General features: G+C 59.1%; 22 protein-coding genes. 15 read left to right on the top strand and 7 right to left on the bottom strand.

What is annotated here, in order from left to right; genetic code table 11:
* Nucleotides 1-49 precede the first annotated feature (49 nt).
* The 3 genes from BGE01nite_RS12725 to BGE01nite_RS12715 all read left to right on the top strand — a co-directional run bounded on the left by BGE01nite_RS12725 (nt 50) and on the right by BGE01nite_RS12715 (nt 1429).
* Complete coding sequence (locus BGE01nite_RS12725; protein WP_146850850.1) at nt 50-442, top strand: hypothetical protein; 393 nt, start codon at nt 50-52, stop codon at nt 440-442.
* 89 nt (nt 443-531) lie between these two features.
* Entirely contained in the window at nt 532-885 is a 354-nt protein-coding gene (locus tag BGE01nite_RS12720; RefSeq protein ID WP_146850849.1) for a DUF2200 domain-containing protein, read from the top strand.
* Between the two features lie 85 nt (nt 886-970).
* Entirely contained in the window at nt 971-1429 is a 459-nt protein-coding gene (locus tag BGE01nite_RS12715) for a hypothetical protein (RefSeq protein ID WP_146850848.1), read from the top strand.
* A 108-nt stretch (nt 1430-1537) separates the two neighbouring features.
* On the opposite strand, the gene BGE01nite_RS12710 is transcribed toward BGE01nite_RS12715, so the two are convergent.
* Entirely contained in the window at nt 1538-4015 is a 2478-nt protein-coding gene (locus tag BGE01nite_RS12710; protein WP_146850847.1) for a U32 family peptidase, read from the bottom strand.
* Between the two features lie 308 nt (nt 4016-4323).
* Here BGE01nite_RS12710 and BGE01nite_RS12705 point away from each other — a divergent pair, with 308 nt between their 5' ends.
* From BGE01nite_RS12705 to argF, 9 genes are all read left to right on the top strand, one after another.
* Nucleotides 4324-4923, top strand: coding sequence for a L,D-transpeptidase family protein (locus BGE01nite_RS12705; protein WP_146850846.1), 600 nt, complete (start codon nt 4324-4326; stop codon nt 4921-4923).
* 20 nt (nt 4924-4943) lie between these two features.
* Nucleotides 4944-5723 carry a sulfite exporter TauE/SafE family protein gene (locus tag BGE01nite_RS12700; protein ID WP_146850845.1) on the top strand — a complete coding sequence of 260 codons (780 nt, stop codon included), beginning with the start codon at nt 4944-4946 and terminating at the stop codon, nt 5721-5723.
* Between the two features lie 291 nt (nt 5724-6014).
* Entirely contained in the window at nt 6015-6296 is a 282-nt protein-coding gene (locus tag BGE01nite_RS12695) for a hypothetical protein (RefSeq protein ID WP_146850844.1), read from the top strand.
* A 143-nt stretch (nt 6297-6439) separates the two neighbouring features.
* Entirely contained in the window at nt 6440-7504 is a 1065-nt protein-coding gene (locus tag BGE01nite_RS12690) for a hypothetical protein (protein WP_170266763.1), read from the top strand.
* A gap of 170 nt (nt 7505-7674) precedes the next feature.
* Nucleotides 7675-10575: a PVC-type heme-binding CxxCH protein gene (locus BGE01nite_RS12685; protein WP_146850842.1), complete on the top strand. Its 2901-nt coding sequence runs from the start codon at nt 7675-7677 to the stop codon at nt 10573-10575.
* Between the two features lie 72 nt (nt 10576-10647).
* Nucleotides 10648-12060, top strand: a complete 1413-nt coding sequence (locus tag BGE01nite_RS12680; RefSeq protein WP_146850841.1) for a replication-associated recombination protein A — start codon at nt 10648-10650, stop codon at nt 12058-12060.
* A 392-nt stretch (nt 12061-12452) separates the two neighbouring features.
* Nucleotides 12453-13310: an acetylglutamate kinase gene (gene argB, locus BGE01nite_RS12675; protein WP_146850840.1), complete on the top strand. Its 858-nt coding sequence runs from the start codon at nt 12453-12455 to the stop codon at nt 13308-13310.
* Nucleotides 13311-13386: 76 nt separating this feature from the next.
* Nucleotides 13387-14634, top strand: a complete 1248-nt coding sequence (locus BGE01nite_RS12670) for an aspartate aminotransferase family protein (RefSeq protein WP_146850839.1) — start codon at nt 13387-13389, stop codon at nt 14632-14634.
* Between the two features lie 162 nt (nt 14635-14796).
* Complete coding sequence (gene argF, locus BGE01nite_RS12665) at nt 14797-15696, top strand: ornithine carbamoyltransferase (RefSeq protein WP_146850838.1); 900 nt, start codon at nt 14797-14799, stop codon at nt 15694-15696.
* Between the two features lie 13 nt (nt 15697-15709).
* Here the strand turns inward: argF and recD2 are convergent, their stop codons facing one another.
* Nucleotides 15710-17890: an SF1B family DNA helicase RecD2 gene (gene recD2 / locus BGE01nite_RS12660; protein WP_146850837.1), complete on the bottom strand. Its 2181-nt coding sequence runs from the start codon at nt 17888-17890 to the stop codon at nt 15710-15712.
* A gap of 129 nt (nt 17891-18019) precedes the next feature.
* On the opposite strand from recD2, the gene BGE01nite_RS12655 reads away from it, so the two are divergent.
* Nucleotides 18020-19654: a UxaA family hydrolase gene (locus tag BGE01nite_RS12655; RefSeq protein ID WP_146850836.1), complete on the top strand. Its 1635-nt coding sequence runs from the start codon at nt 18020-18022 to the stop codon at nt 19652-19654.
* Nucleotides 19655-19758: 104 nt separating this feature from the next.
* Here BGE01nite_RS12655 and moaC read toward each other — a convergent pair whose 3' ends face one another.
* The gene (gene moaC, locus BGE01nite_RS12650; protein WP_146850835.1) at nt 19759-20217 is read right to left on the bottom strand and encodes a cyclic pyranopterin monophosphate synthase MoaC; all 459 of its coding nucleotides are present in this window, start codon (nt 20215-20217) and stop codon (nt 19759-19761) included.
* A 105-nt stretch (nt 20218-20322) separates the two neighbouring features.
* On the bottom strand, nt 20323-20763 hold the full coding sequence (locus BGE01nite_RS12645) for a DUF5069 domain-containing protein (protein ID WP_146850834.1): 441 nt from the start codon (nt 20761-20763) through the stop codon (nt 20323-20325).
* 84 nt (nt 20764-20847) lie between these two features.
* On the opposite strand from BGE01nite_RS12645, the gene BGE01nite_RS12640 reads away from it, so the two are divergent.
* Together BGE01nite_RS12640 and cimA are read left to right on the top strand one after the other, a co-directional pair.
* The gene (locus BGE01nite_RS12640; RefSeq protein ID WP_170266762.1) at nt 20848-21192 is read left to right on the top strand and encodes a DnaJ family domain-containing protein; all 345 of its coding nucleotides are present in this window, start codon (nt 20848-20850) and stop codon (nt 21190-21192) included.
* A gap of 290 nt (nt 21193-21482) precedes the next feature.
* Nucleotides 21483-23045: a citramalate synthase gene (gene cimA / locus BGE01nite_RS12635; RefSeq protein ID WP_146850832.1), complete on the top strand. Its 1563-nt coding sequence runs from the start codon at nt 21483-21485 to the stop codon at nt 23043-23045.
* A 13-nt stretch (nt 23046-23058) separates the two neighbouring features.
* On the opposite strand, the gene BGE01nite_RS12630 is transcribed toward cimA, so the two are convergent.
* The 3 genes from BGE01nite_RS12630 to BGE01nite_RS12620 all read right to left on the bottom strand — a co-directional run bounded on the left by BGE01nite_RS12630 (nt 23059) and on the right by BGE01nite_RS12620 (nt 26631).
* Nucleotides 23059-24810 (bottom strand): serine/threonine-protein kinase, encoded by a 1752-nt coding sequence (locus BGE01nite_RS12630; RefSeq protein WP_170266761.1) that lies wholly within the window; start codon nt 24808-24810, stop codon nt 23059-23061.
* Between the two features lie 129 nt (nt 24811-24939).
* Complete coding sequence (sufU, locus tag BGE01nite_RS12625) at nt 24940-25395, bottom strand: Fe-S cluster assembly sulfur transfer protein SufU (protein WP_146850830.1); 456 nt, start codon at nt 25393-25395, stop codon at nt 24940-24942.
* A 9-nt stretch (nt 25396-25404) separates the two neighbouring features.
* The gene (locus BGE01nite_RS12620; RefSeq protein ID WP_146850829.1) at nt 25405-26631 is read right to left on the bottom strand and encodes an aminotransferase class V-fold PLP-dependent enzyme; all 1227 of its coding nucleotides are present in this window, start codon (nt 26629-26631) and stop codon (nt 25405-25407) included.
* Between the last annotated feature and the right edge of the window lie 36 nt (nt 26632-26667).

Here is a 26667-nt window from a genome sequence, read left to right as displayed (position 1 = left end):
AACGGGACACTACTTGGCGGGCCTTTTGATCGGGATCCCTCCTCGGGAGATGAAGATCGTCCTCTCAAAGTTTCCCCAGCACGTGGCGTTGAGAGAGGGAGAGCAGTGGGTGAGCCCGTTGGAGACGAGCCGCTATGTACAACTGGCGGAGCGCTTCATGCCGACGACGCCCAAGGCTCTGGCCTTTGTGGCCGGAGGCTTCATTTTGGAGACACTTTTCCTGCTTGGCTGGGTCATGCTCAGACTGCCCTACCATCAAGTGGTGATCATCCTCGCTTTGGGGATGACACTTCTGTATTTGATCGCAGACGTGGTGATGTTTCTCAAGACTCGTCAGGCTTGCATGGACTTCTCGGGGTTGTTTTCGATATCGCCGCTCTGGGGTGGTACCCTTGTCGTATTGATCGTTGGGGCGCAGCTTTGGATCTTCACGCTGCGCTGAGACGCCTCCTTGGTGAGGAACACCGATGCGTTTGAAAACGCGGTTGTGGTCGACAAAAAGTTCGCTCCATAGCGTTGGTTCTCCCCGCCATGACCACCAAGCACCGGATCTTCACCACGAGCTTCGCGAGTGTTTATCCCTTCTACATCGCCAAGGCGGAGAAGAAGGGACGGACGAAGGCGGAGGTGGATGCGATCATCTGCTGGTTGACCGGCTACAGCCAGAAAGCACTGGAGGCGCAGTTGAAGAAGCAGACGGATTTTGAAACTTTCTTCCAGCAGGCTCCGAAGATGAATCCCGCGCGCAGCTTGATCAAAGGCGTGGTCTGTGGTGTCCGAGTGGAAGATGTCGAAGAGCCGACGATGCGTGAGATCCGCTACCTCGACAAACTGGTCGATGAACTCGCCAAAGGGAAGTCGATGGAGAAGATTTTGAGAGCGTGAGAGTGGGTCGGCGAACGAGGATTGTGGTTGCCATGATCGCTCGAACGTTCACGATCCAGAGCTTGGTCGGTTAGGCTATACACCCATGAAACGTTTCGGACGCATTTTGGCTCTCGGTCTCATTCTAGGTGCCCTGGCTTTCGTCATCTACCAGTTGCGTCCACCATCCGAAGCCGGTCAGAAGGCGATGGCGCAGCTGGCCGGTGCCCAGACGTTTTCTCTTGGAGCGGTCGGGCCTGGTGGCTCCATTTCAAAGGACGAGGATCTGTTCTTTGCCGTCCTTGCAAGCCGCCATTCATCGCAGCTCTTTGGCGATTTGTTCGAACGAGGAACTCCCGAGGCCAGGCTCTATGCGCTATGCGGCTTACGTCTAACGCGCGGTGACTTCGAAGGCTGTGCAAAGCGTTTCACACGAGATTGCTCCACCGTCTCAACAGTTTCGGGTTGTATAGGTCGTGACATCGCGGCTTCGGAGATGGTGTCCGCTATCAGGGAAGGGATGGTTGAGCAATATCTGCACTTCCGCCATAAACTGACTCGCTGAGCCTTGGGCGAATGTTACGACCCTCGAGCCGATGGAGAAGGCTGGATGAGAGGAAGATTGGATGGCGCGTCAATCCCCTCGTGCTGGCGGACGAGCCTGCGAGAAGCCTCACGCCATCGTCCCACGGGTGACGCCAAGCTGCGACTGTGCCTTCAGGTCACGCCAGATGTCTTCGCCGCCACGCGTGCCGCGAAGGAGTGCCTGATAAGTCTGGATGATGCGTTTGGACTCCTCCTTGTCCTGCTCCAGAAGCTCCACGCGGAAGCTGCGCAGGCCGGACTGTTTCAGCCCGGTGAAGAACTGCGCGCCTGTCTGCGGCACGGCATTGAAGAGGGTGTTCCGGCAGCCGACGTCTGCCTTTAGCGGATGCTCCATGCCCACGCGGTCGCGCAGGCGCACTTTGTGGTGCTCGCAGGGGCGGCCACAGTTCGTGAAGTCCGTGCCGGTGGAGAGGAAGGCGGCGAAGGCGCAGTGCTCCATGTGAAACATGGGCATGTGCTGGTGCAGGGTGATCTCAAACCACTCCGGCGGGGCGCCCGCGAGCAGATCCATGACCTGCTCGATGTTCAGATCGTAACTGATGGTTAGGCGCTGCAGGCCTGTCTGCTTCAAAAACTCCGCGGTGAGCGGGTTCGCCACATTCAGGGAAAAGTCTCCCGTGATCGGAATGCCCGCATCCCGGAAGTAGGCGATGGCGCCGAGGTTGCGGATGAGCACGCCATGCGGCTCTGAGCGCTCGATGAGCTTGAAGAAACCTGCCTCGCCCGATTTCTGAATGCGCGGTGTGGCCAGCCAGATCTCAGCACGGCCATCTTCCTTCACCCGCTTCACGGCCTCGCCATACTGGCGGATGTCCTCAAAGTCGACGTAGAGCTGCTTCACGCCGGACTCGATGGCGGCCTCGATCTGATCAAAGCTGCGGCAGAGCACCAGCAGGTTAGTCGAAGTCGTCGGACTTTGAGGTTCTGGGTTATTCGGCGTTTGGGAGACATGCTCCAGCATGGCGCTGAGCGTCGTGGTGGGAGAAACAGCCACACTCTGGGGCTCGCCGAGGTTGGCCAGAGAAGCCGCCGCCTCCACCAGCGCGCGACGCATGCGATTCAACTCGCTCACGGGCACGATGACATCTCCTTCGAGGCGTGCCTCGACTTCACCGAGCTCAAAACCGGTGCCGCCCAGCCTGCCCAATTGTTCTTTCAGGCTCTCCAGACTCAGGGGGCGCTTCGTCGCCACTTCCAGCGGCATGCCGGAGGTGACCTTGACCATCTCTTGACCTTTGACGGATATAACGAGCGGTTCGCCAGCTTTGCCAGTGACCACGAGATCGAGCTTCGCCTTCTTCCTCAATGGGATATCGCCTTGGAAAGACTGACGCAGCTTTTGCTCCAGCACCTGATCACCGGTCTTGAAGACACGCATGCCGGGACGAATGAAGTCGGTGCGCAGACGACCGCGCTGGAAGTCCAGCCATTGCCCACGGATGCCATAGATGCGGCCGCCTTGCTCGTCGTTCGTGTTGGAGAGGTTCTCGAACACCACGCCGTCACCATTCTTCAAGTGATCCGGCACTTCCTCGAGCTGCACGCTATCGCGATCCACGGCACTGACGGTGCCGACGAAGTAGCCGCGCTTTTTGCCATACATGGCCCCCACGAGCTTCTGATGGTTCACACCATGCATCCAGCCGCTGAAAAGGCCGCGTGAGAAGGTCATCTCCAGTTCGTAGCGATCCTCCTCCGTGATGATTTGCGAGAGGTCCTGGTCCGCCAGGGCGGCATCCATGGCCTTGCGATACACACGCGTGACCGCTGCCACATACTCCGGTGTCTTGAGGCGACCTTCGATCTTGAAGCTGCGGATACCGAGCTCGATCAAGCGCGGGATCTCACTCACAGCGGCGAGGTCTTGTGGACTCAGCAGATAGCGTTTGTCGCCCAGATCACGCAGCTCGCCATCCACGATCATTTCATACGGCATGCGGCAGGCCTGCGCGCATTCACCACGATTCGCACTGCGTCGTCCAAGTGATTCACTGGTCAGACACTGTCCGCTGTAAGCTACGCAAAGAGCGCCATGCACAAACACTTCGAGTGGTACTTGCGGCGACTCATTCGCGCGGAAGCGCTCCAGCTCGCGCAAGCTCAGCTCGCGGGAGAGCACCGCTTGATCAATGCCCAGCGTGTTCGCCAGTTCCAGACCTTCGGGGGAGGTGATCGTCATCTGCGTGCTGGCATGCAGACGCAGTTTCGGCGTCAGTGCCTTCACCATGCGCGCGAGACCGATGTCCTGGATGATCACCGCATCCACCCCCGCGTTTTCCAGTTCACGAAGCTGCTGCTCTGCATCCGCCAGTTCGCCGGTGAAGATCAGCACGTTAAACGCGCAGTAGCCTTTAACTCCGTGTGAATGCAGAAAGCGCATCAGCTCGGGCAGATCGGCGGGAGTGAAATTGTCCGCACGCATGCGGGCATTGAAGCGTGGCAGGCCGAAGTAGATGGCATCCGCTCCATTGGCGACAGCCGCGCGAGCACACTCCCAGTTTCCGGCGGGGGAGAGCAGTTCAGGCAGATGGATCGGTCGTGGCATGGGGCTTCCATTCACTGAAACTCAGGAAGGGAAAACTAAAAAGGGTAAGATTGAGCGATCAGACAGGCAATTCTTGCCTTTGGATGAAGATCACCAGCCTGGAATGACACTAAAGGACCATCGACCAGTCACCCGATCGTCGCACTGTGAAGGTGACACTCATGCACTCTCTCGCTTTCGATTCCCATCTAGAGACTCCGCTGACTAGATTGACTAGAATCTCTCGAGCGTTTAGGCAATTGTGGTGGCCATTTTCTCCTATCTCGCCTTTGGCTTTTGTGAAGGGCTTTGCTAAAACGATGGTCGCTATGAAAACGGCTCGTCTTCTCCTCGCTTCAGCGGCTTTGGTTACTCTTAGTGCCTGCCAGTTGCCAGTCTCACTGGTCCGTCAGGAGGTGATCCGCAAGCCTCTGCTGGTGCAGCCTGCCGACTCCTCCAATAGCCCGCTGTATGTTTGGCACGGGGCAGGGCAGCCAGGTCCAGTGCGTGTGACCATCGATCTCAGCCAGCAGCGTGCATACATCTTCCGGAATCAGGAGAATGTGGGCTGGAGCTATGTGGCCACCGGCCGTAGCGGCTATAGCACACCTACCGGCACCTTCCGGATCTCAGAAAAGATCGCGAACAAGCGTTCGAACAAATACGGCACCATTGTCGATGCGAATGGCAACACCGTGCGCAGCAATGCCACAGCAGGTGTGCATCGCATTCCTGCAGGCGGCCGGTTCGTCGGAGCCAAAATGCCTTACTGGATGCGCCTGACCAGCAATGGTGTGGGCATGCATGCTGGAAACATTCCGCATCCGGGCTCGCCTGCCTCACACGGCTGCATCCGCATGCCGTATAATCTGGTCTCCCAGCTTTACACCATCGCCCCGGTCGGCACGCCGGTGTCCATCGTTCCTTGATCTGATCTGAGGTCGACGTCTTGAGTTTCATCACTGACTGGCTCCCGCAATACACGCTGTTCACGGAGGACAGTCATGTCTTCCTGCTGGCGGCGATCGCCGCCATCTGCATCGGCTTGTCCAAAGCCGGGCTCTCCGGCACCTCCACACTGAATGTAGTGCTGATGGCGCAGGCCTTTGGTGCCAAGCCTTCCGTGGGTCTCGTGCTGCCTCTGCTGATCGTGGCAGACATCATGGGCTACTTCCTCAACCGCAAAGGCGGTTCATGGAAAGGCATCCTGCCCATGGTGCCGCCTGCCATCACCGGCGTGATCATTGGATGGTTTTTGTTAGGCCATATCGATAATAGCGCCGCGCGCATCGTCATCGGCTGGTTGATCATCGGCCTGCTCGGCTTCCACATGCTGCTGAATGCGCGGCGGCAGGATTTCATCGCGCTCACCCAGCACAAAGGCTTCGCCTGGAGCATGGGCTTGTGTGCAGGGTTGGTGACCATGCTCGCGAATGCCGCAGGCCCGGTGATGACGGTCTACCTGCTCTCCCAGCGCATGGAGAAGAAGGATCACCTGGGTGTCTTCAGCCGCTTCTTCCTGTTCATCAATCTCTTCAAGGTCCCATTCTCCGCCGACCTCGGCATCATCCACGCCAAGTCCCTGGCCACGAACCTCGTCATGCTGCCCTTCGTGGTCATCGGCATCCTCCTCGGCTGGCAAATCCTGAAGCGCATCCCGCAGAAGCCCTTTGAATGGACTCTTTTTGTGCTGACGTTCTTCGCGGCGATCTGGTTGATCGTGGGGTGATAGATTGTAAGCTATTGAAGGGCGTGTAACTCTCAGATTCTCAAAGAGCTGAGTGTGTTGAATAGACTATTATCTCCAGGCTGTCTTGACAGGCGGAGTGCAGTTGCATCAGGCTACGGAGCAATGCAAACGTTGCTAGCTTCCAGCCCCAGTTCCACCTCTTTTATTCTGTTCTACTTAGGACAGTTTGTGGTGGTGCCGCTGTGGTTGTTCGCGTTGGTGTCGAGTTTGGCATTGGTCAGAAGGAGTGCGGTGAAGATCACACGGCGGCTGGCGAAAGTGGCTGTCTTGATGACGTTGCCTATCGCGCTCATCGGCGCTTTGTTACTGCTGACGGACGAGGATGAGCGCGGTTACCTTGTGTTGTGGCTCTGGGGACTAGGGGCAGTGTGGATGCCTGCTGTCTTGTGTGCGAGTTGGTATGGTCTTGCGTGCTGGCTTGAGCGGCGCGCTGCGGCGGCCGGAGGGGCGGTGACACCGGGCACGCGAAGGGTGGCTCTGGGAGCAGGTGTGCTGGGCTGGGTAGTGTGCGTGGCCGGGCTGTATTATCTACCACAGATGCAGTGGCCGTGATGGGCCGGATCCTAACAAACTAAATGACTATGAAAACGAGGCTCATCATCCTTATAGTTTTGCCGACGATGGTCCTGGCGGACAACGAGGGAACGCCAAGGCCATGGATGATCACATCAAAGAGCCGGGATCATCTGTTTAAGATGGACTACTCCTCGGGCGTTGCCTACAAGCTGGGAGATGATGGCAAGATCAAGGAGATCTGGCGGACAAAGGGATGGTACTCTTTTGAGGGGTTCATCTCGGATGACGGACGCTATCTGGCTTGTTTCGGACCCTGGGGACGCGATCAGAAGAATCACACGGATGTGGGGATCACATTTTACAAGGAGGGCCGTTTATTAAAGCAGTATCAAGTGCGCGAGTTGATCCGGAGGCCGGAGTTGATCGAGGATTCGGTGAGCCACTACTCATGGCGCCCTGTGATTCAAACCAAGCCAAATGGTTTTGACGGCGAGGTTTTTCACCTCGTGACGATTGATCAGACTGTTTACACGTTTGATGTACATAGTGGAGCGATCATCGGCCAGACTCAGGATGAAAAGGCGAAGAGTCAGCTGCGACTTCATGCTGAAGAAAACGAAGAGGCGAGAAAAAGAGGCGATTTGTTGTTTCAGGAGAGCAGCTTCAAGGAAGACTTTGAGCGTCACTTTGAGATCTCCGGCATCCGCACCATGAATGGTGCGATCAACGACTGTTCGGTAACTGGAGCGCTTTGGTCTGCCCATCTGAAGCCGAAGCAGGTAATGGCACACGACGCAGATGTGCAGATGGTGCTGCCAATCATAGATGGCAAGCGGATTGCCGTCACGCTGAAAGCCGAGCAGATCGTTGATGCGCTGAAAGCAGCGTTTGCACATCCGTTTGTCGTTTCAGAAATACTGACCTACGGCGAGGGTAGTCTGTATCTGGAGATTTTGGGGGATCGCTTGCACTGGAACGTGCCTCAGATGGTGGACTATGTGACGAGGACGACCGGGATTGAGCCGAAGGGGGATCTGCTGGCGCATTGGGCGGGTTTGCACCTGCACACACCTGCCACCCGGCCCGGCAAAGCTGTGTCAGGCGATCAGGAGGACAACATACGAAGCGTGTGTTTTTACCTGAACACGCGTAGCGGTGAAGTGATCTTGGAAGACACTACCAAATGGCCCTATGAACCGCAGTTGATCCCGGCGGGCGGAAAGGCGGATGCCAATGGCAAATAGGTGCGACATGCAGTTTGGCCGGAGCTCCCCTGTAAAGTTGGGGTAACGCCCGGGGCGGATTAACATGCTCCAACGCTCTTCACGACTTGCGTTGCCGCACGTGAGTATCAGAAAGCCTGCTCTTCCGGTGCAATAAACCTGTCCTGCGCAGGTATTGAAGAGCAGCACCTATGAACCGGCCTTTGCTCTTCCTCGCGACTTTCTCCGCTCTGTCTCATGCTGCGGACCTGCCAGCGGATAAATCCATGGAGATCCCGGAGTCGGGAAAGCGGCCTGTGGTCATCACTGGGAAGTCCACGTTGGCGCTGCCGAAGCATGATCTGCCGGAGGGTTACACTCTCGAGCTTGCCGCTGCATCACCGCTGGTCACACATCCCATCATGGGATGCCTGGATGACAAAGGGCGCTTGTTTGTGGGAGATGCGGTGGGGGTGAACTGGAACAAGGCCCAGCTTGAAAAGAATCCGCCTAACCGGGTTTTGATGCTGGAAGACACTGACAACGACGGTGCCTATGACAAGAGCACGGTCTTCGCGGACAAGATGACCTTTCCGCAAGGGGCCTGCTGGCTGAACGGCAGTCTCTATGTAGGCTCGCCGCCTTCGCTTTGGAAGCTGACGGATACTGACAACGATGGCGTGGCGGACAAGCGTGAGGAGATCGTGACTGGTTTTGAATACACGGGCAATGCGGCGGACATCCACGGGCCATTTTTGAATCCCACGAATGGCCGCTTGTATTGGTGCCATGGACGCAAAGGTCACAAGGTGTTGCAGAAGGATGGCGAGATGGTGGATGAGTCCATGGCCTGCGGCATCTGGAGCTGCCAGCCGGACGGCAAAGATGTGCAGTGGCATTCGTTAGGCTGCGGTGACAACCCTGTGGAGGTGGATTTCACACGTGAGGGCGATGTTATCGGCGTGCAGAACCTTTACTTCTCACAGCCACGCGGAGACACTCTCATGCACTGGCTTTACGGCGGAGTGTATGAGCGTGCGGACCAGATGAAGGCCATCTCGCATCTGCCGCGCACGCTCGACACCATGCCGGTGATGTACAACTTCGGTCACGTGGCCGTGAGTGGCTGCTGCTTTTGGAACACCTACGCTTATGGCAAATCGGCCACGACGAACCACTTCATGGTCACGCACTTCAACACGCAGCGTCTCGTGCGGATGGAACTGACCCGTGAAGGCGCCACGTATAAGGCCACGGAGAATGAGTTCCTCAAGCTCCACAATCCGGACATTCATCTCACCGATGTGATGGAAGATCCTCGAGATGGCTCTCTGCTCCTGTTCGATACTGGCGGCTGGTTCCGCATCGGCTGTCCTGCTAGCCTCATGGCGAAGTCGGATCTGCTGGGGGCGGTGTATCGCATCAAGCCGAAGAGCCCAGCGATGCTCGCGGTGAAAGGTCCGAAGGTGACGATAGCCAAAGCGGACATCAATGCGCAGATCAAAGCCCTGGCTTCCACAGACATGCATGCACGGCGTCGAGTGCTGGAAAGCCTCGTGCTGAATCCGCCAGAGGACTGGGCACGTGATGAGAAGGCTGACTCTACGCCCGAGAAGCTCGGTGAAGCGGTTCGTCGTCTCATGCATGAGCCGTTGGATCCCGTGCTGGAGCATTCGGTGATCAGCGCCGCGCAGGCCCTAAATCTCCTTGTCGTGTCCTTGGAGGATCTGCAGACGGAAAAGGACCCGACAGCGCTTCGTCGTATGCTGGTCAGCTTCGTGCCGGATGATGCTTCCAGCATGAACCTGTGCATGGAAGTGGCGGCGAAGCATCTGGACTCCACGGACGCGGCTCTTGCTCGCGTGGCCCTGCGTCTCGTGACTGAGCATCCAGATGCGGATGCTGGCATCACCCCTCGTCTACAGAAGTGGCTGGGTGAGAAGACTGTTAGCGCTGCCCGTCTACATGCCTTGGAGGGTTATGCCTCGGCGCTCGTGGCCCAGCCAAAAACGCAGCAATTGGTCACGGCGATGTTGAAGCATTTATCTGGCGAGGTGCGCATGACGGCTCTTCAAGTGCTGGCCTCCTCCACCTCAGGCGCGAAGAACGATGCCTGGCTGCCTGTGCTGGACAAGCAACTCACCGAAGCCCCCACGCCGCTGCTGTTGGATGCGATCAAGAAGCTCAAGACTCCACATTTCGATGCAGCACTGCAGTCCCTCGCTGCCGACACCAAGCGCCCGCTTTCGATCCGCTTGAAAGCTCTGGATGCTGCACGGAACGTGAAGCTGACAGGAGATACCTTTACCATGGTGAAGGGTGTGCTGGCGGATGCGGCCTCCTCTGCGGCTGCGAAGATCCAGGCCGCGGGCATGATCGCTGCGGCACCGATGACGAAGGAGCAGGTCACGGAGCTAGCGCCGCTCTTTGCCACGCTCGGGCCGGTGGAGTTGAAGACGCTTCTGCCTCTGGCGAGGAAGACCAAGGATGCTGAGCTTGGTCGCACACTAGCCTCAGAGATTGCCAAGAACCCTACCATTGCCAGCCAGCAGGAGAGCCTTTACCGCACGGCCTTCAGCGACCAGCCGCCGGAGATTTTTGAGGGCATCATCCATCCAGCTTACGAAAAAGCGTCGGAGGCTTTGGAACTGAAGAAACGTCAGCTCAGTCCGCTGGCGGACAAGGTGGGTGCCAGTGGAGATGTAGCACGGGGGAAGGCGCATTTCGCCGCAGGGAAGGGGACCTGCATCGCCTGCCATAAGATTGGCGAGGTGGGGCGCGCCATTGGTCCTGACTTGTCGAAGATCGGAGCCATTCGAACGGAGCGAGATCTTTTGGAAAGCATCCTCTTTCCGAGCAACACGCTGGCACGCGACTACGAGGCGCACATCATCGAGACCAGCGATGGCCAGCAAACGATGGGTGTGATCAAAAGCCACACAGCGGAAGGGCTTCTCGTGGTAGATGTGGCCGGCCAGGAAAAGACCGTGTCGCATCAGTCCATCACCGGTGACACCACCCTGACCATGAGCCTCATGCCCATGGGGCTGGACCAGACGTTGCCGGAGGCTGAGTTGCTGGATCTGGTGGCGTACCTGCGGAGCCTCCGCTGAACAGGTAGATGAGCATGAGGAAGGGTTGCCCCAAGGCGGAATCCAGCCCACACTCGGGACTCTTCTCGCTTCATGTCGGACGACTTTTTCGCCTCTTCCTCGCCTTCGCCGTCGGTGCCACCTGCCGTGGATCCGCATGCGCCGCTGGCGGCCAGGATGCGGCCTCGGACTTTGGCTGAATACACCGGGCAGAGGCACATTTTGGGCGAAGGAAAGCTGCTGCGCCGGGCCATCCAGACGGACCGCTTTTCCTCCATCATCCTTTATGGACCTCCAGGCGTGGGGAAGACGACGCTGGCGAACATCATCAGCCATGAGACCAAGGCGCGTTTCGTGACCCTCAGCGGTGTGGAAAGCAGCGTGGCGGACATTCGCAAGGAAGCCGAGGCTGCCTCGCGCCTGCGCCAGCTCAATGGGCAAGGGACCATCCTTTTTGTGGATGAGATCCACCGCTTCAACAAAGCCCAACAGGACGTGCTGCTGCCGCATCTGGAGCGCGGCACCATGCGCTTCATCGGTGCCACGACGCACAACCCGTACTTCTACGTCAACAGTCCTCTCGTCAGCCGGTCCCAGGTCTTCACGCTGGAGCCGCTGACCTTGGAGGATCTGGAAGAGCTGATCGATCGCGCTTTGGCGGATAGCGAACGCGGTCTGGGCTCGGCGAATGCCAGCATCACGCCGGAGGGTAGGAAGCACCTGGCCACGGTGAGCGATGGCGATGCCCGCAAGTGTCTAAATGCACTGGATTTGGCGGTGCTTTCCACCCCGCCGGATGCGGCAGGGCAGATCGTGATCGACCTCGCCGCCGCTGAGGAGAGCGTGCAGCAAAAGACCGTGGTCTATGACGGCGATGGAGATGCGCACTACGACACCGCCAGTGCCTTCATCAAGTCCATGCGCGCCAGCGATCCCGACGCGGCCATCTACTGGCTGGCCAAGATGCTTTACGCCGGGGAGGACCTCCGCTTCATCACCCGGCGCATCGTCATCGCCGCCAGTGAAGATGTGGGCTTGGCGGACAGCAACGCCCTCCGCGTGGCTGTGGCGGCGCATCAGGCGGTGGAGTTCATCGGCATGCCGGAGGCACAGCTGATCCTCTCCCACGCCGTTCTCTATCTGGCCACGGCCCCGAAGAGCAACAGCGCCACAAAGGCCATCGGCTCAGCCCTTTCGGACGTGAAAAATGGGCGCACCCTGCCGGTGCCGAAGCACCTGCGGGATGCCCACTACGCCGGAGCCAAAAGCTTCGGCCACGGGGTGGGCTACCTCTACCCCCACGATTTTGAAGGTGGTTTCGTCCCTCAGCGCTGCCTGGAGGGCGGCCGGGAATACTACGAGCCGACCACGAACGGCCTGGAAGGACGCATCAAGGAGCGGATGGACCACTACCGGAGGCTCTGGGAGGAGGCCGCGAAGGCCAAAGAGGCGGAAGAAAGCTCTCCTGGGGCGCCCCAGGGGAAAAAGAGACCCCCGAAAAAATAATTTCAAAATGATTCAACAACATAGGGGGCTGGGGAATCAAACCATTCAACAGTGATGATAGGAGCAATCCTACCAATGCTGGTCTTGAGAGTGATTGGTTGTTGTCACATCACCGCCTGATGAGAGTCAGGTTGTGTTGAGGTTGATGCAAACACACGGGGCTGAGCGGAATCGGGAGCCGCTCAGCCCTAATTCTTTTCAGGGCATGACCCTTGGAAAAAAAGACATCCCGAGACCTGAAAAGGCCCATTTCCCAGCCGGGCATCATGCAAAATGCCTTTTCCGTGCCGCCTTGCCTCTGTGCGCAGATGAGAAATTGTCACAAGAAAAACTCTTCGCCGGGCTTGACGCTGGGGGTGGGGGGGTAAGATTCCGCTCTTCCCCTCCTGCCGATGTCTGATCTCTCCGCCCAAACTCAAAAAGCCGATGTTTTGCTCGAAGCTCTGCCCTACATGCAGGGCTTTCGAGGCTGCACCTTTTTGATCAAGGTGGGGGGCAGCGCCATGGAAGATCCTGTCGTGGTCGACCAGTTCCTGCGGGACGTCGTTTTCCTGGAAGCCGTGGGCATCAATCCCGTGATTGTGCACGGGGGCGGCAAGGCGATCTCCAAGGCCATGCAGGAGAGCGGCCTGGAGGCGCGCTTCATCAATGGCATGCGTGTCACCGATGAGGAGACCATCAAAATCGTCGAGCAGACTCTCGCCCGGGTGATCAACCCGGAGATCGTCACGAAGATCAACGCCTTCGGTGGCAAGGCCGTGGGCATCCCCGGCACGGAGGTTTTCCAGGGCCAGCGCATGAAGGCCGAACTCGGCTGGGTCGGTGAGGTCACGGATTGCAAGCTGGGCCTCATCCAGGCTGCGGTGGCAGGCGAATTCGTGCCCGTGGTTTCCCCTGTGGCCCGCGATCTCGAGAGTGGCAAAACACTCAACGTGAACGCGGATCTCGCGGCCTGTGCTCTCGCCACCGGTCTGAAGGCTACGAAGCTCATCTTTCTGAGCGATGTGCGCGGCGTGATGCGTGATCACAAGGATGAGTCCACACTCATCCCAAGTCTCGACGAAGCTTCCATCAATGCCTTGAAGGCGGATGGCATCATCAGCGGTGGCATGATTCCGAAAGTGGATTCCTCCCTCGAATCACTCCGAGGAGGCGTGGGGAAGGTGCACCTCATCGACGGGCGCATTCCTCACGCACTGATTCTGGAGATCTTCACCGACCGCGGCATCGGCACCGAGATCCACCTTTGAGGCAAAATTTGTTAAGCTGACATCGCCTCAATCCTTCCGCCGCCTTTTCAGGAATCCTTTTTCTATTTTTATTTCGATGGACAAGACGACCGATTTTGACCCCGCATGGCTCAACGAGTATGTGCTGCCTAACTATGGACGCTACAATGTGTGGCCTGTCCGCGGCGAAGGCCCCTATGTATGGGATCGCGATGGTAAAAAGTATCTCGACTTTGCCGGTGGTGTTGCCGTGTGCCCGCTGGGCCATTGCCCGCCTCCCGTGGTGAAGGCACTGACGGACCAGGCGAACACGCTGATCCATGTGTCTAACTGGTATTGCATCGACAAGCAGGCTGAGCTGGCGCGCATCCTCATCGAGGAATGCGTGAAGATCCCGGGCAAGTGCTTCTTCAGCAACAGCGGTGCCGAGGCGAATGAAGGCCTGCTCAAGCTCGCCCGTAAGTACGGCCAGCAGACGGGTGGTCGGTATGAGATCATCACCTTCACCGGTTCCTTCCATGGCCGGACTTTTGGTGCCATGACGGCGACCGCGCAGGAGAAGATCCACGGTGGTTTCGGCCCTCTGCCTCCAGGCTTTGTTTATGTGCCCTTCAATGATGTGCAGGCGCTCGAAGCCGCGATCACGGACAAGACTGTGGCCATCCTCGTGGAGCCTGTGCAGGGTGAAAGCGGTGTGAATGCCGTGACTCCTGATTTCCTGCGGAATGCCCAGCGTCTCTGTAAAGAAAAGGATCTGCTGCTCCTGCTTGATGAAGTGCAGGTCGGCTTCGGTCGTGCCGGTGAACTCACCGGCTGGCGCGCCATCATTCCGGGCGATGAGATCCAGCCTGACGGCATCAGCTGGGCCAAGGCCATCGGCAGTGGTTTCCCGCTCGGTGGTTTCTGGGTGAATGATCGTCGCGATCTGAGCAAGGTGCTCGGACCCGGCACGCATGGAACCACCTATGGTGGATCACCTCTCGCCTGTGCCGTTGGCATTGCCACGCTGCGCGCCATCATTGACGGGAAGCTTTGCGACAACGCCAAGACGCTCGGTGCCAGCATCGCCGCTGCGGGTCGTGGCTGGAATCATCCGCTGATCAAGGAAGTGCGCCAGCTCGGCCTCTTCATCGGCTGGGAATTGAATGCGGAAGCCATCACCGAAAAGTCTGGTGGCAAGCTGCCATCCATCTTCCTTGCCCAGAAGCTGCTGGATGCTGGCATGATGGTCACGCCTGCGGGACCGAATGTCGTGCGCTGGCTCTCGCCGCTGAACATCACGGCGGGGCAGGCCGAAGAAGGCCTCACCCTCTTCAAGTCCGTACTGGATGAGATCGCTAACTAAAAATGACGAATGACTAAATCCGAATGACGAAAGAAGCCCGAATCATGAAGTCTGAATAGAAAACGGATCTGCCAGCCACCAGCCCCTGGCAGCCCCTTCCTCATTCGGTTTTCGGCATTCGTCATTTCCCCGTCCCGCCAACACCTCCCGCCTTTTTCTAGTATGAAGCATCTCCTTTCCATCGAAGAACTCAACGCTGATCAGATCGAAGACATCCTGTCCCTGGCCGCCATGCTGAAGAAGGATCGCAAGGCCTCTCCGCAGGTGCTGACGGGACAGCAGTGGGCGCTGATCTTCACGAAGTCCTCCACACGCACACGTGTGAGCTTTGAGGTTGGCGTGCGTGAACTCGGGGGCCAGGTCATGTTCCTCTCCGGAGCAGACATCCAGCTCGGCCGTGGTGAGCCGATCAAGGACACGGCACGCGTGATGGGCCGCATGATTCATGGGGCTATCATTCGCACTTTCGCGCAGCAGGACGTGGTGGAGTTCGCTGAATACAGCGGCATCCCGACGATCAATGCGCTGACGGATGACGAGCACCCCTGCCAGATCCTCGCGGACCTGCAGACCATCAACGAGCGCTTCGGCACCTGGAAAGGCAAGCGTGTCGCCTTCCTGGGCGATGGTGATTGCAATGTCGCTCGTTCCTGGATCTGGGCCAGTGCACGTCTTGGCTTTGAACTGGTGATCGGTGCTCCGAAAGAGTTCCAGCCTGCGGCCTCTTTCATGGCTCGCGTGCCCGGAAACACCGTGACCATCACCGATGATCCAAAGGCTGCCGTGGAAGGCATTGATGCCATCTACACCGATGTCTGGGTCAGCATGGGCAAGGAAGCTGAAGGCGCCGAGCGCATCGAAATCCTCAAGCCCTGGCAGATCGGCGCGGACCTCATGAAGCACGCGAAGAAAGAGGCCATCGTCATGCACTGCCTGCCTGCTTATCGCGGCAAGGAGATCACTGAAGAAGTCCTCGAAAACCACGCCAACGTCATCTTCGACCAAGCCGAAAACCGTCTGCACGCGCAGAAAGCCGTGCTGGTCACCTGCGTGCGTGGGTGACGCTTCGCGCAGCTCAAGGCGCTTCCAACAAACTCCTCAGCCCCGTCCACCGCTTCCGGCTCTCCTGCTTGCTGATGGCGAGGCTGAGGGCTTTCGGGTCACCGACCAGAACCACCAGCTTCTTCGCACGCGTGATGGCGGTGTAGATGAGGCTGCGTTCTAACAAGACGTAGTGCTGCGTGCTGACGGGTATGACCACGCAAGGGAACTCGCTGCCCTGGCTTTTGTGGATGGTCATGGCGTAGGCGAGCTGAAGCTCGTCCAGCTCGCCGGGCTCGTACTCGACGAGGCGCTCGCCTTCAAAGCGCACGCTGAGCTTCAGTGGATCGGTGTCGATGCTGACGATGTGGCCGAGGTCGCCATTGAAGACATCCTTGTCGTAGTTGTTCTGCGTCTGGATGACCTTGTCGCCTACCCGGAATGTGCTGCCGAAGCGCTCGACTTCATACTTCAGTTCGTTCGGCGGATTGAGCGCATCTTGCAGACGCACGTTAAGCGCTTGAGTTCCGAGCTCGTTGCGGTTCATCGGTGTCAGCACCTGGATGTCTCGCGCAGGATCAAAGGTGTATCGTGCAGGCAGGCGACGCTGCACAAGGTCGATAAGGGTATCACTGATCTCGCCGGCGCTTCCAGCTTCGAGGAAGAAGAAGTCGGCATCACGTGAGGGCTTCAGATCCGGCATCTGGCCGCGATTGATGGCATGCGCGCTGGTGATGATGCGGCTGGTGGCAGCTTGGCGGAAGATCTCGGTGAGCTTCACGCAGGGCACGGCTTCGCTGCTGATGAGATCATTCAACACCATGCCCGGGCCTACTGATGGAAGCTGGTCCGCATCTCCGACTAACAAAAGATGCGCTCCTTCTGGCAAAGCGGAGACGAACTGCGCCATGAGCGGGGTGTCCACCATGGAGCATTCATCGAGCACAAAGAGATCACCCGTGAGAGGTCGCCCGCGATGCCTGCCCCAGGAACCGCTGCCCTGATACTCCAGCAGGCGGTGCATGGTTTTGGCCTCAAGGCCGGTGCTTTCATTGAGCCGCTTCGCCGCTCGGCCTGTAGGGGCTGCGAGGATCATCTTGACCTGATGCTTTTCGAGGATGCTGAGGATGGTGCGGAGGATCGTTGTCTTGCCCACTCCCGGACCACCTGTGATGATCAGGCAGCGATTCTGCAGGGCCGAGATCACCGCCCTTTGCTGGCTCTCGGCGAGTTCCTTGCCCGTCTCCTTCGCCGCCCAGGCGATGGCTTCCTGAGGCTCGATCTCCGGATAAGAGGCCGGAGCCGATGCGAGATCCTTCAAACGTTTGGCGATGCTCTTCTCTGCTGCTCTGAGATAGGGCAGGTAAAACATCCGCATGTCCTGGATGTCATGCGGTTCGATGAGCTCTTCCCTAACCAAATGCTCGATCTGATCATCAATGAGCTCGTCAACGCAGCGCAGCACCTCCACGGCCTTTTGATGAAGGAGCGAGCGGGGCAGGCAGGTATGCCCGTTCTGGGCGCCCGTCTCCAGCGTGTGCAAAATGCCGGCTCGAATGCGTTCCGGTGCATCCACTGACATGCCCATCTGCTGCGCGATCTGGTCCGCTGTGCGGAAGCCGATGCCGTGGATGTCCTGCGCCAGGCGATAAGGATCCCTCGTGAGCACGGTGAGAGCCTCATCGCCATAAGTTTTGTGAATGCGCAGCGCACGTGAGGAACTGATCCCGTGCTTGTGCAGGAAGAGCATGATGTTGTGCACGCCCTTCTGCTTCAGCCAGGACTCGCGGATCTCCTGGCGGCGCTTGCGGCCGATACCTTCCACGTCCTCCAGCTTCACGGACTCGTTTTCGATGATCTCAAAGATGCGCTCGCCGAACTTCTCCACCATGCGCTTCGCATAGGCCGGGCCGATGCCCTCGATCAAACCGCTGCCTAGATAGCGCTCGATGCCCTCGCTGGAGTTCGGTCTCGTCAGCTTCAGCGTGTCCGCTTTGAACTGCTGGCCATACTCATTTGTGTGCTCCCACTTGCCCGTGGCTTCAAACTGCTCGCCCGCCACCACTCGGGGCGCTTTGCCGATCAGGCTCAGCGGCTCGCGGTGCCCCTCCGGCAGCACCTTGAGAATGCAGTAGCCCGTGTCCTCCGTGTGATACACCACCCGCTCCACGAAACCGCGGAGAGTGGCGCTGGAGGCTGGTGGGGCAGGGGACATCAGGAGTATTTAACCGCAGATAGCACGGATCACGCAGAGGAATTTTAGCTTCGATGGCGGGACTATGATTTTCAGAGGTGCTTGACGCCTCTGCGAGGCTGCGGACTTCTGGGACGTATCCACCCACCCATGTCCAGCCCCCGACTTACTCTCCGTGTCCATCCAGATGACCAGCTTGTGGTCGCGCTTCGTGATCTCAAGGCAGGGCAGGTGATGGAGGGCATCACGCTACGCGAGGACATCGCGGCGAAGCACAAGTATGCGGCCCGTGACTTCGGCGTGGGTGAACTCGTGACGATGTATGGCGTGATCGTGGGGCGCACCACACAACCCATCTCTGCCGGTGCGCTGGTGCACACGCATAACCTCAAGCACGAAGCCGCGAGTTTTGAAGGCAAGCGCAGCGATTATGTCTGGACTCCGCCGGATGTGAGCGCGTGGAAAAACCGCACCTTCAAGGGATTCAAGCGTGCAGACAGTGTCTCCGGCACGGCTAACTACTGGATCGTCATCCCGCTGGTGTTTTGTGAGAATCGCAATCTCGGCTTCATGCGTGAAGCGCTGACTCGCTCGCTCGGTTACGCGCGCTCATCGCCCTATGAAAGCTTTGCGCAGACGTTGGTGGAGAAGCATCGGCGTGGCGAGTCACTGGAAACAGAATTGGAAGACGGCCTCTTTGCCGCGCCACGTCCGCTGTTCCCAAATGTGGATGGTGTGAAGTTCCTGGAGCATGGTCTCGGCTGCGGTGGCACGCGTCAGGATGCGCAGGCGTTGGTGCAGTTGCTCGCGGGTTACATCGCGCATTCGAATGTGGCTGGGGCCACGATTCTCAGCCTGGGCTGCCAGCATGCGCAGGTGAGTCTGTTGCAGGAGGCGCTGAGCCGCCTGTATCCGCGCTACAACAAGCCGCTGCACATCTTCGAGCAGCAGAAGAGCACCTCGGAACGCGACATGATGGCGCGGGCGATCAAGACGACTTTTGAAGGCGTGAAGAAGGCCAACGACCAGGTGCGCGAAGCCTGCCCGCTGAGTGATCTCATCGTCGGTGTGGAGTGTGGTGGCAGTGACGGCTTCTCCGGTGTCTCGGCGAATCCAGTGATCGGTCACACAGCGGATCTTTTGTCAGCGCTTGGTGGTGCGCCGGTGCTCTCGGAGTTCCCGGAACTGTGCGGAGTGGAGCAGAGTCTGAGTGACCGCTGCACCACACCAGAGCTGGCAGACAAGTTCGTGAGCCTCATGCGGGCGTATGAAGGTGCGGCCAAAGCTTGCAACTCGGGCTTTGATGCGAATCCATCGCCCGGCAACATCCGCGATGGTCTCATCACGGATGCCATCAAGTCCGCCGGTGCAGCGAAGAAAGGCGGCACCGCTCCGGTGGTGGATGTGCTGGACTACAGCGAGCCTATCTTGAAGCACGGCGGCCTCACGCTGTATTGCACGCCTGGGAACGATGTGGAGTCCACCACAGCGATCGCCGGTGGCGGATGCAATCTCATCCTCTTCTCCACCGGTCTCGGCACCCCCACGGGCAATCCGGTGTGCCCGACGCTGAAGATCTCCACGAACACCTCGCTCATGCAGCGCATGGGAGACATCCTTGATTTCAACACCGGTCCTGTCATCACTGGCGAACAAACGGTGCCACAGATGGGCGAGAGTTTGTTGGAGATGTGCATCGCCACCGCGAGCGGCGAGTATGTGCCGAAGGCCGTAGCGCTGGGGCAGGATGACTTTCTGCCGTGGAAGCGCGGGGTTTCACTCTAACGTAGAACAGGTTTTCCAACCTGTTTTCACCGCCAGCACCTTGCTTGTGTTTTCCGACCGCTACGGTGTAACAACACACCGTTGTCCGCGCTCCAGCGGACAGGTTACAAACCTGTCCCACTTTCTTTGACCTTCGAAACCAGCCGCACATCTGTGATCCGCATGGTCTTGTCCACGGCCTTGCACATGTCATAGATGGTTAGGGCGGTGATGCTGGCGGCGGTGAGGGCTTCCATCTCGACGCCGGTCTGCGCGATGGTCTTGGCAGTGGTGATGATGCGGATGCCGTGCTCAGTCATCTCAAAATCCACAGCCACTTTGCTGAGGGCGATCTGATGGCAGAGCGGGATGAGCATCTGCGTCTGCTTCGCGGCCTGGATGCCAGCGATGCGGGCCACGGCGAGCACATCGCCCTTCTTCAGTCCGTTGTCGCGGATCAGCGCCAAGGTGTCTCCCTGCAGCTTGATGAAGGCCTCGGCCACGGCTTCGCGGCTCATGGGAGGTTTGGCGGAGATGTCCACCATGCTGGCGCGGCCTTGGTCGTCGGTGTGGGTGAGATTCATGGGGCGGTAAGCGATGGACAGTGAGCAGTTGACGGTGAGCAGAAAAAGGGAAGGCCGCAGAGGCTGCATTGCGCGAGTCTCTGCGGCCTTGAAGAGAAAGGAAACTTACTTCAGTTCGGTGGCCCAGAAGGTGTGCCAGTCGTCGAGGTTGTTCAGGTCCACGGCACCTGGGTTCACGCTGCCGTCGTCAGGCAGACCCACGGCAGCCAGGATGCTCGCGCGGGTGTCGTCCGCGTGGATGTAGCCCAGGATGGCCTGGTTGTGCTTGTAGAGCGTGGCCTTGGTCAGGTTCACGCCAGGATAGGCTTTCACCCAAGCTTCGGTCTGCACGTAGGTAGGCTTCGTGGCGATGAAGGTCTTGAATTCCTCGATCTTGATGCCGAGAGCGTCGAGGGTCATCTGGTCATAGCCGCAGCCGATGCCAGGATAGTCCGAGTGCAGCTTGCCTGCATGGGCCAGGGAAGCTTTCTGCCAGAGGCGTGGCAGATGCAGCACGCCGAGAGGACCGGCAATGCCGGAGGAGATAAGAGGAACAATTTGGCTCATGATTGGTATAAGGAAGGATACGCGTCCGAAAATCGGACACACTCTGAACGTGCGAAGTGGCAGGAATTGGTCAAGGAGTGGAAGGTGAATTCGCCGCTCGCCAGTGTCGCCGAAAGCCGCATCCAGGAAGCCCTGGAGGCTGGGGCTGACATGGACCTGGTAGGTGCCGGGAAGCCGCTGGATCTGGACGGCTACTTTGCAGCTCCTTCAGCCCTGCGCGCAGGCTTTGGCATGCTGAAAAGCGCTGGCGTGGTGCCTCCAGAGGTCGAGGCCATGCGAGACGTAGGCCTCATGCGCGAGAAGCTGGAGACGATGGAGGAGGGACCGCAAAAAGAGATGCTTATCGCCGAACTGCGCCTCCGTGAGGTGGAGCTGGCCATGGCGATGGAGCGCATGAAAAGGCATCTGAAGTCGGATGCGACTTCGTGAGCAGCCTGCGCCCTAAAAAGACAAGTTGCCAGAAGGCCGGTCCGCCCTAGAGTCCTCGCTGTTCATGGTTATTCCAGCCACCAACATTGCCATTCGAATTAGCCACGGGCTCCTCTGCGCGTAACGCAGCCTTTGGAGTCCGTCATCGTGGCATTGTCACTGCACCCCAGGTGCATTTTGGGCCAAGAGCCATCCGCGTTTCACCCTCCGCCGCTCCCTCGTCTGCGGCCTCCGTGATCCCCTTTGACCTCTTGACGAATCCCTGACCTTTTTTGATTCCCCAACCTACCATGTCCGTTCCTGTTACGATCTATGATACCACCCTGCGTGATGGCACCCAGGGCACCGGCATCTCCTTTTCCACCCTCGATAAAATCCGCGTGGCTGAGCGCCTCGACGACTTCGGTGTGCATTACATTGAAGGCGGCTGGCCTGGCTCAAACCCGAAAGATGCCGCGTTTTTCCAGGAAGCGGCGAAGCGCACCTGGAAGAAGGCGAAGATCACCGCCTTTGGCATGACCCGCCGTGGCAAGTTGAAGGTGGAGGATGATGCGCAGGTGCAGATGCTGCTGGATGCGCAGACTCCTGCCGTGACCATCGTGGGCAAGACCTGGCCGCTGCATGTCACAGAAGTCTTCCAGGTCTCCCTGGAAGAGAACCTGGCGATGATCGCCGACACCGTGGCTTACTTGAAGAAGCATGGCCGCGAGGTGCTCTATGATGCGGAGCATTTCTTTGACAGCTTCCGTGAAGATCCTGAATACTCGCTGAAGACCGTGAAGGCTGCCTCGGATGCCGGTGCTGACCTTGTGGTGCTCTGCGAAACCAATGGCGGCGCTCTCCCTGAATGGGTGGAGGAAGTGACGAAGAAGGTCATCGCCCATCTCGGCAAGCCTGTGGGCATTCATACGCACAACGATGGTGGTGTTGGCGTGGCCAACTCGCTGGCCGCCATCCGTGCCGGGGCCTGCCAGGTGCAGGGAACCATCAATGGTTATGGCGAACGCGTGGGGAACTGCAATCTCATCACTGTGATGCCAAACTTGCAGCTCAAGATGGGCATCGATCTCGGCATCGACCTCACTCGTCTGCGCGAGCTGTCTTTCTTTGTGGATGAGCTGGCCAATGTGCCGCATGACATCCGCGCCCCTTACGTGGGCCTCGCCGCCTTCACCCACAAGGGCGGCCTGCATGTGCACGCGGTGCAGAAGCTGGCCCGCACCTATGAGCACGTGGACCCATCTCTGGTGGGCAATGAGCGCATCATCACCATCTCGGACATGAGCGGTCAGTCAAACGTGCTTATGAAGGCCGAAGCCATGGGCATCCCGCTTGTGAAGGGATCACCCGACGTGAACAAGGTGCTGGCCGAGGTGAAGCGCTTGGAGAGTGAAGGTTATGAGTTCGAGGCCGCCGAGGCGAGCTTTGAGCTTTTGATCCGCCGTCAGTTAGGCCGCGAGATCCGCAGCTTTGACCTCATCGAGTATCACACCACGCATCGCCATCACCCGCATAACAAGGTCGAGACCACCGAAGCCACGGTGAAGATCAGTGTGGATGGTGAGCGCGTCTACACTGTGGACGAAGGTGACGGCCCGGTGAATGCGCTCGATCGAGCCCTGCGCAAGGCTCTGCTGCCGCTCTTCCCGCAGCTCGGCAACGTTCGCCTCGAAGACTACAAGGTCCGCATCATCGACAGCGGCACCGGCACCGCCGCGAAGACCCGTGTGCTCATTGTCAGCAGCGATGGCAACCGCACCTGGGGTACCGTGGGTGTTTCCACGAACGTCATCGATGCCTCTTGGGAAGCTCTGGTGGACAGCCTGGAGTACTTCCTCATGAAGCAGGATTGAGTCTGAGGACAGTTCAAGAGCCTGGCGGCACGGAAGTTCCGTCGCCGTCCAGGTCAGCCATCGTGACGCGATGGAAGGTCACATTCACACCGCCCAGATGGATGAGAGCACGGTTTTTCGAAAGCTGCCACGCGGTGCTTGTGGTTAGGCGGCTGGGCTCTCCCTGGTAGGCGGCCATCGGAGCTCCATTGATATGGAAGCGGATGTCCACCTGGCCCGGAGTGCGGCGGACCTCGATACGCATCTGGGTCAGCTCATTGGCAACGAGTTCAAAGGAGGTGGAATGACCGGAGGCCGCCGTCTGCGGATCATTGCCATCCACCTTGCCCAGACCTGCCACGCCACCATTGGCGGTCGAGATCCAGCAGGTGGTGGCATGTCCGTCCCCCACGGGAATGGTGATGCCCACAGCATCTGTCTGCGGCACAGTGAACCAGGCATCCACCGCATAAGAAAGGGCGGGGGGCGTGGGAAGCTCCACGGTGCCTTTGTAGATGCCCGGAGACCGCGTCGCCTTCAATTCCAGACCTGTGGCGGACGGTGACCAGGCGAAAATGCCAGCGGATCCAGCTTTCACTGATGCCAGTGCATCAATCTGGCCTGCGGCAAGCGGGGCCCGGAGACGCTGCTCACGGGCACTGAGATTGAGGGTGGCGACGGAGGGCGCCATGAGGGGGGCGCTGCTTTGTCCAGTGATCCTGTAAATCCCGCCTGCGAGCAGCAACACGGCTGCCATGCTCCAGATCCACGTGGTCCGCTTCGGCTTCTGCTTCGGCGGCACCGGAATGGATGATGAAGAGGGGCGCGTGTGCACTCTGGCGGCAGCCGCACGCCGGGCCGTGGCTTGATCCGCTGCGCGTGTGGCCTTTGCCGCAGCCTCGGCGGCGTCCTGCTGCTGCTGGATGATCACGGCACGCGGCAGCGTCTGGATGGCATGCAGATCCAGCCGGATCTCCGAAGCTGTGCGGTAACGCTCCTCACGATCCGTCTGCATGGCCTTCGCAATGATCGCGTCAAAGCGCGGATCTGTTCCCACCTTCTTGGCTGGCATGACCCACATGCCGCGCGGAATCTCGCCGGTGAGCATGTTGTAGAGCATGACGCCAATCGCGTAGAGATCCGCACGGCCATCGAGTGGGAAACCGTGAACGAGTGCCTCAGGCGCCACGTAGTCGGGCGTGCCCATGGCCACGCTGGTCTTCGTGAGGGCAAACCCGGCACTGTCACTCTGCTTGGCGAGACCGAAATCAGCCACCTTTACCTGACCATCACGATTGATCAGGATGTTCGCGGGCTTGATGTCGCGATGGATGATTCCCCGAGCATGGGCATAGGCCAGCGCATCACAAACATGCGCGGTGACAGAGAGCGCGTGCTCTTCAGGAAGCCGGCCCTGGCTGTGAATGATCTGCGCCACGTCGGTGCCGTCCACATACTCCATGACAAAGTAGAGCAGGCCGGACGCGGTCTGGCCGAAGTCGAAGACATTGACGATGCTTGGGTGGTGCATCTTCGCCATCGTGCGCGCCTCGTTTTTGAAACGTTCGGCGTACTCACCTTTCTCACTGCCAGTGCAGCCGCCTGGCAGCACTTTGATGGCCACGGGGCGGTCGAGAGAGAGCTGGGTGGCCTTGTAAACCGCGCCCATCCCGCCACGACCCAGCAGGAATTCAAACTGGTAATGCGGCAGCAGGGCCTGCATGTCCTCCACTGAGGGGGGCTGCCAAGTGCCAGCGTGCGGACTGCCTGGTGGCGGAGAGCTCATGTCCATGCAACAACGGAGATAACGAAAGGTAACGCAGCATCCTAGCAAGATGCTTTCTTTCAGGGCAAGCCTGGTTCGTCGTGCTAGCTATTCTCTTGGGAGGACTACGGGAATGCCTCAGTAGCTCGTTTACGATCCTTCGCCCTTTTGTTGCATCGCTTGTTCGACCGCGCGCCAGGCCAGGGTGGCGCATTTCACGCGCTGGGGGAATTTTTGCACGCCTTCCAGGAGGGCGAGCTCGCCGAGGGTGTCCTCGTCCTTGACCGTGCCTTCACCAGTGACGGTGGCACGGAAGTCCTGGATCAGGCCCTTCAATTTCTCGGCATCTGTGCCCTTCATCTTCACGGTCATCATGCTGGCGCTGGCCTGGCTGATGGCGCAGCCCTGGCCTTCGAACTTGATGTCCTCCACTCCGCCATCGGCGGCGAATTTCACCCAGACGTCGATCTCATCGCCGCAGGTCGGGTTGTCACCGTGCACATGCACGCAGCCTTCGCCGTGGAGCTGGCCGTGATTGCGCGGACTGCGGGAGTGATCGAGGATCACCTGCTGGTAGAGATCGCGGAGGTCGTCGGAGAGAGCCATGGGAGTGAATTACGAAAAGAAGGCGATGGCCTGGTTGAGGATGTCGATCATGCGATCCACCTCGGCCTGGGTGTTGTAGAAGTAAAAGCTGGCTCGCGTGGTGCCAGGGGCCTTGAAGCGCTTCATCAGCGGCTGCGTGCAGTGGTGGCCGCCGCGCAGGGCCAGGCCCTGTGTGTTTGCGAACTCCACCAGATCGTGCGGATGCGCGCAGGCGAGTGTGAAACCGGCGAGCGAGGCACGGTCCGCCGGGGCAGGCGGGCCTAACAAACGAAGCCCGGGAAGTGCATTGAGCTTCTCCATGGCATAGAGTGTGAGCTCGCGGCCATGTGCCTGGATGTTTTCGAGGCCGACGGATTCAAGATAATCAATGGCAGCGCCAAGGCCGATGACACCGGCGATGTCCGGCGTGCCGGCTTCAAAGCGATGCGGCGCGGCCTTGTAGGTGCTGCGCTCCAGGGTGACGGTTTCAATCATCTCGCCACCGCCATGCCAAGGCTGCATGGAGTTGAGGGTCTCCAGTCTTCCATAAAGGCCGCCGATGCCGGTGGGAGCGCACATCTTGTGGCCGGAGAAGACATAGAAGTCGCAGCCAATGTCCCGCACATTCACGGGCACATGGCCCACGGCCTGGGCTCCATCAATGAGGGTGGCGACGCCGCGTGCACGGGCCTTCGCACAGATTTCCTTGACTGGATTGATGGTGCCGAGTGAGTTGGAAATATGCACGCAGGCGAGCATTTTCACCGGCTCAGTGGCTAACAAAGAGTCCAACACGCTGATGTCCAGCGTGCCGTCGTCCAGAACGGGTACATGCTTGAGGGTGGCTCCACAGCGCTCCACGGCGAGCTGCCAGGAGACGATGTCGCTGTGATGCTCCATGCCGGTGATGACCACCACATCTCCCGCTTTCAAATGCTGCGCCGACCAAGCTTGTGCGACGAGATTTATACCCTCGGTACTTCCACGGGTGAAGATGATCTCCTCCTCATGCTCTGCGCCGATGAAGCGCGCGACCTTCTTGCGCACGGCCTCAAAGTTCGCGGTGGAGCGGTTGCTCAGCTCATGCAGACCGCGGTGCACGTTCGCGTTGTCGTGCTCATAGTAGTGCACGAGTGCGTCGATGACCTGGCGCGGCTTCTGGCTGGTGGCGGCGTTGTCAAAATACACCAGCGGATGTCCGCAGACCTGCTGATGCAGGATGGGGAAGTCAGCGCGCAGATGAGAGAGATCAGTCATGAAAAAGCGGGAGGTTGTCAGCAGAGTTTACGCCTG

It is taken from the genome of Prosthecobacter gellanilyticus, assembly GCF_007992435.1.
GTDB classification, from domain to species: Bacteria; Verrucomicrobiota; Verrucomicrobiia; order Verrucomicrobiales; family Verrucomicrobiaceae; genus Prosthecobacter; species Prosthecobacter gellanilyticus.
Note: the sequence above shows the minus strand (reverse complement) of the source record. Positions and strands in the feature narration are given on the sequence as shown.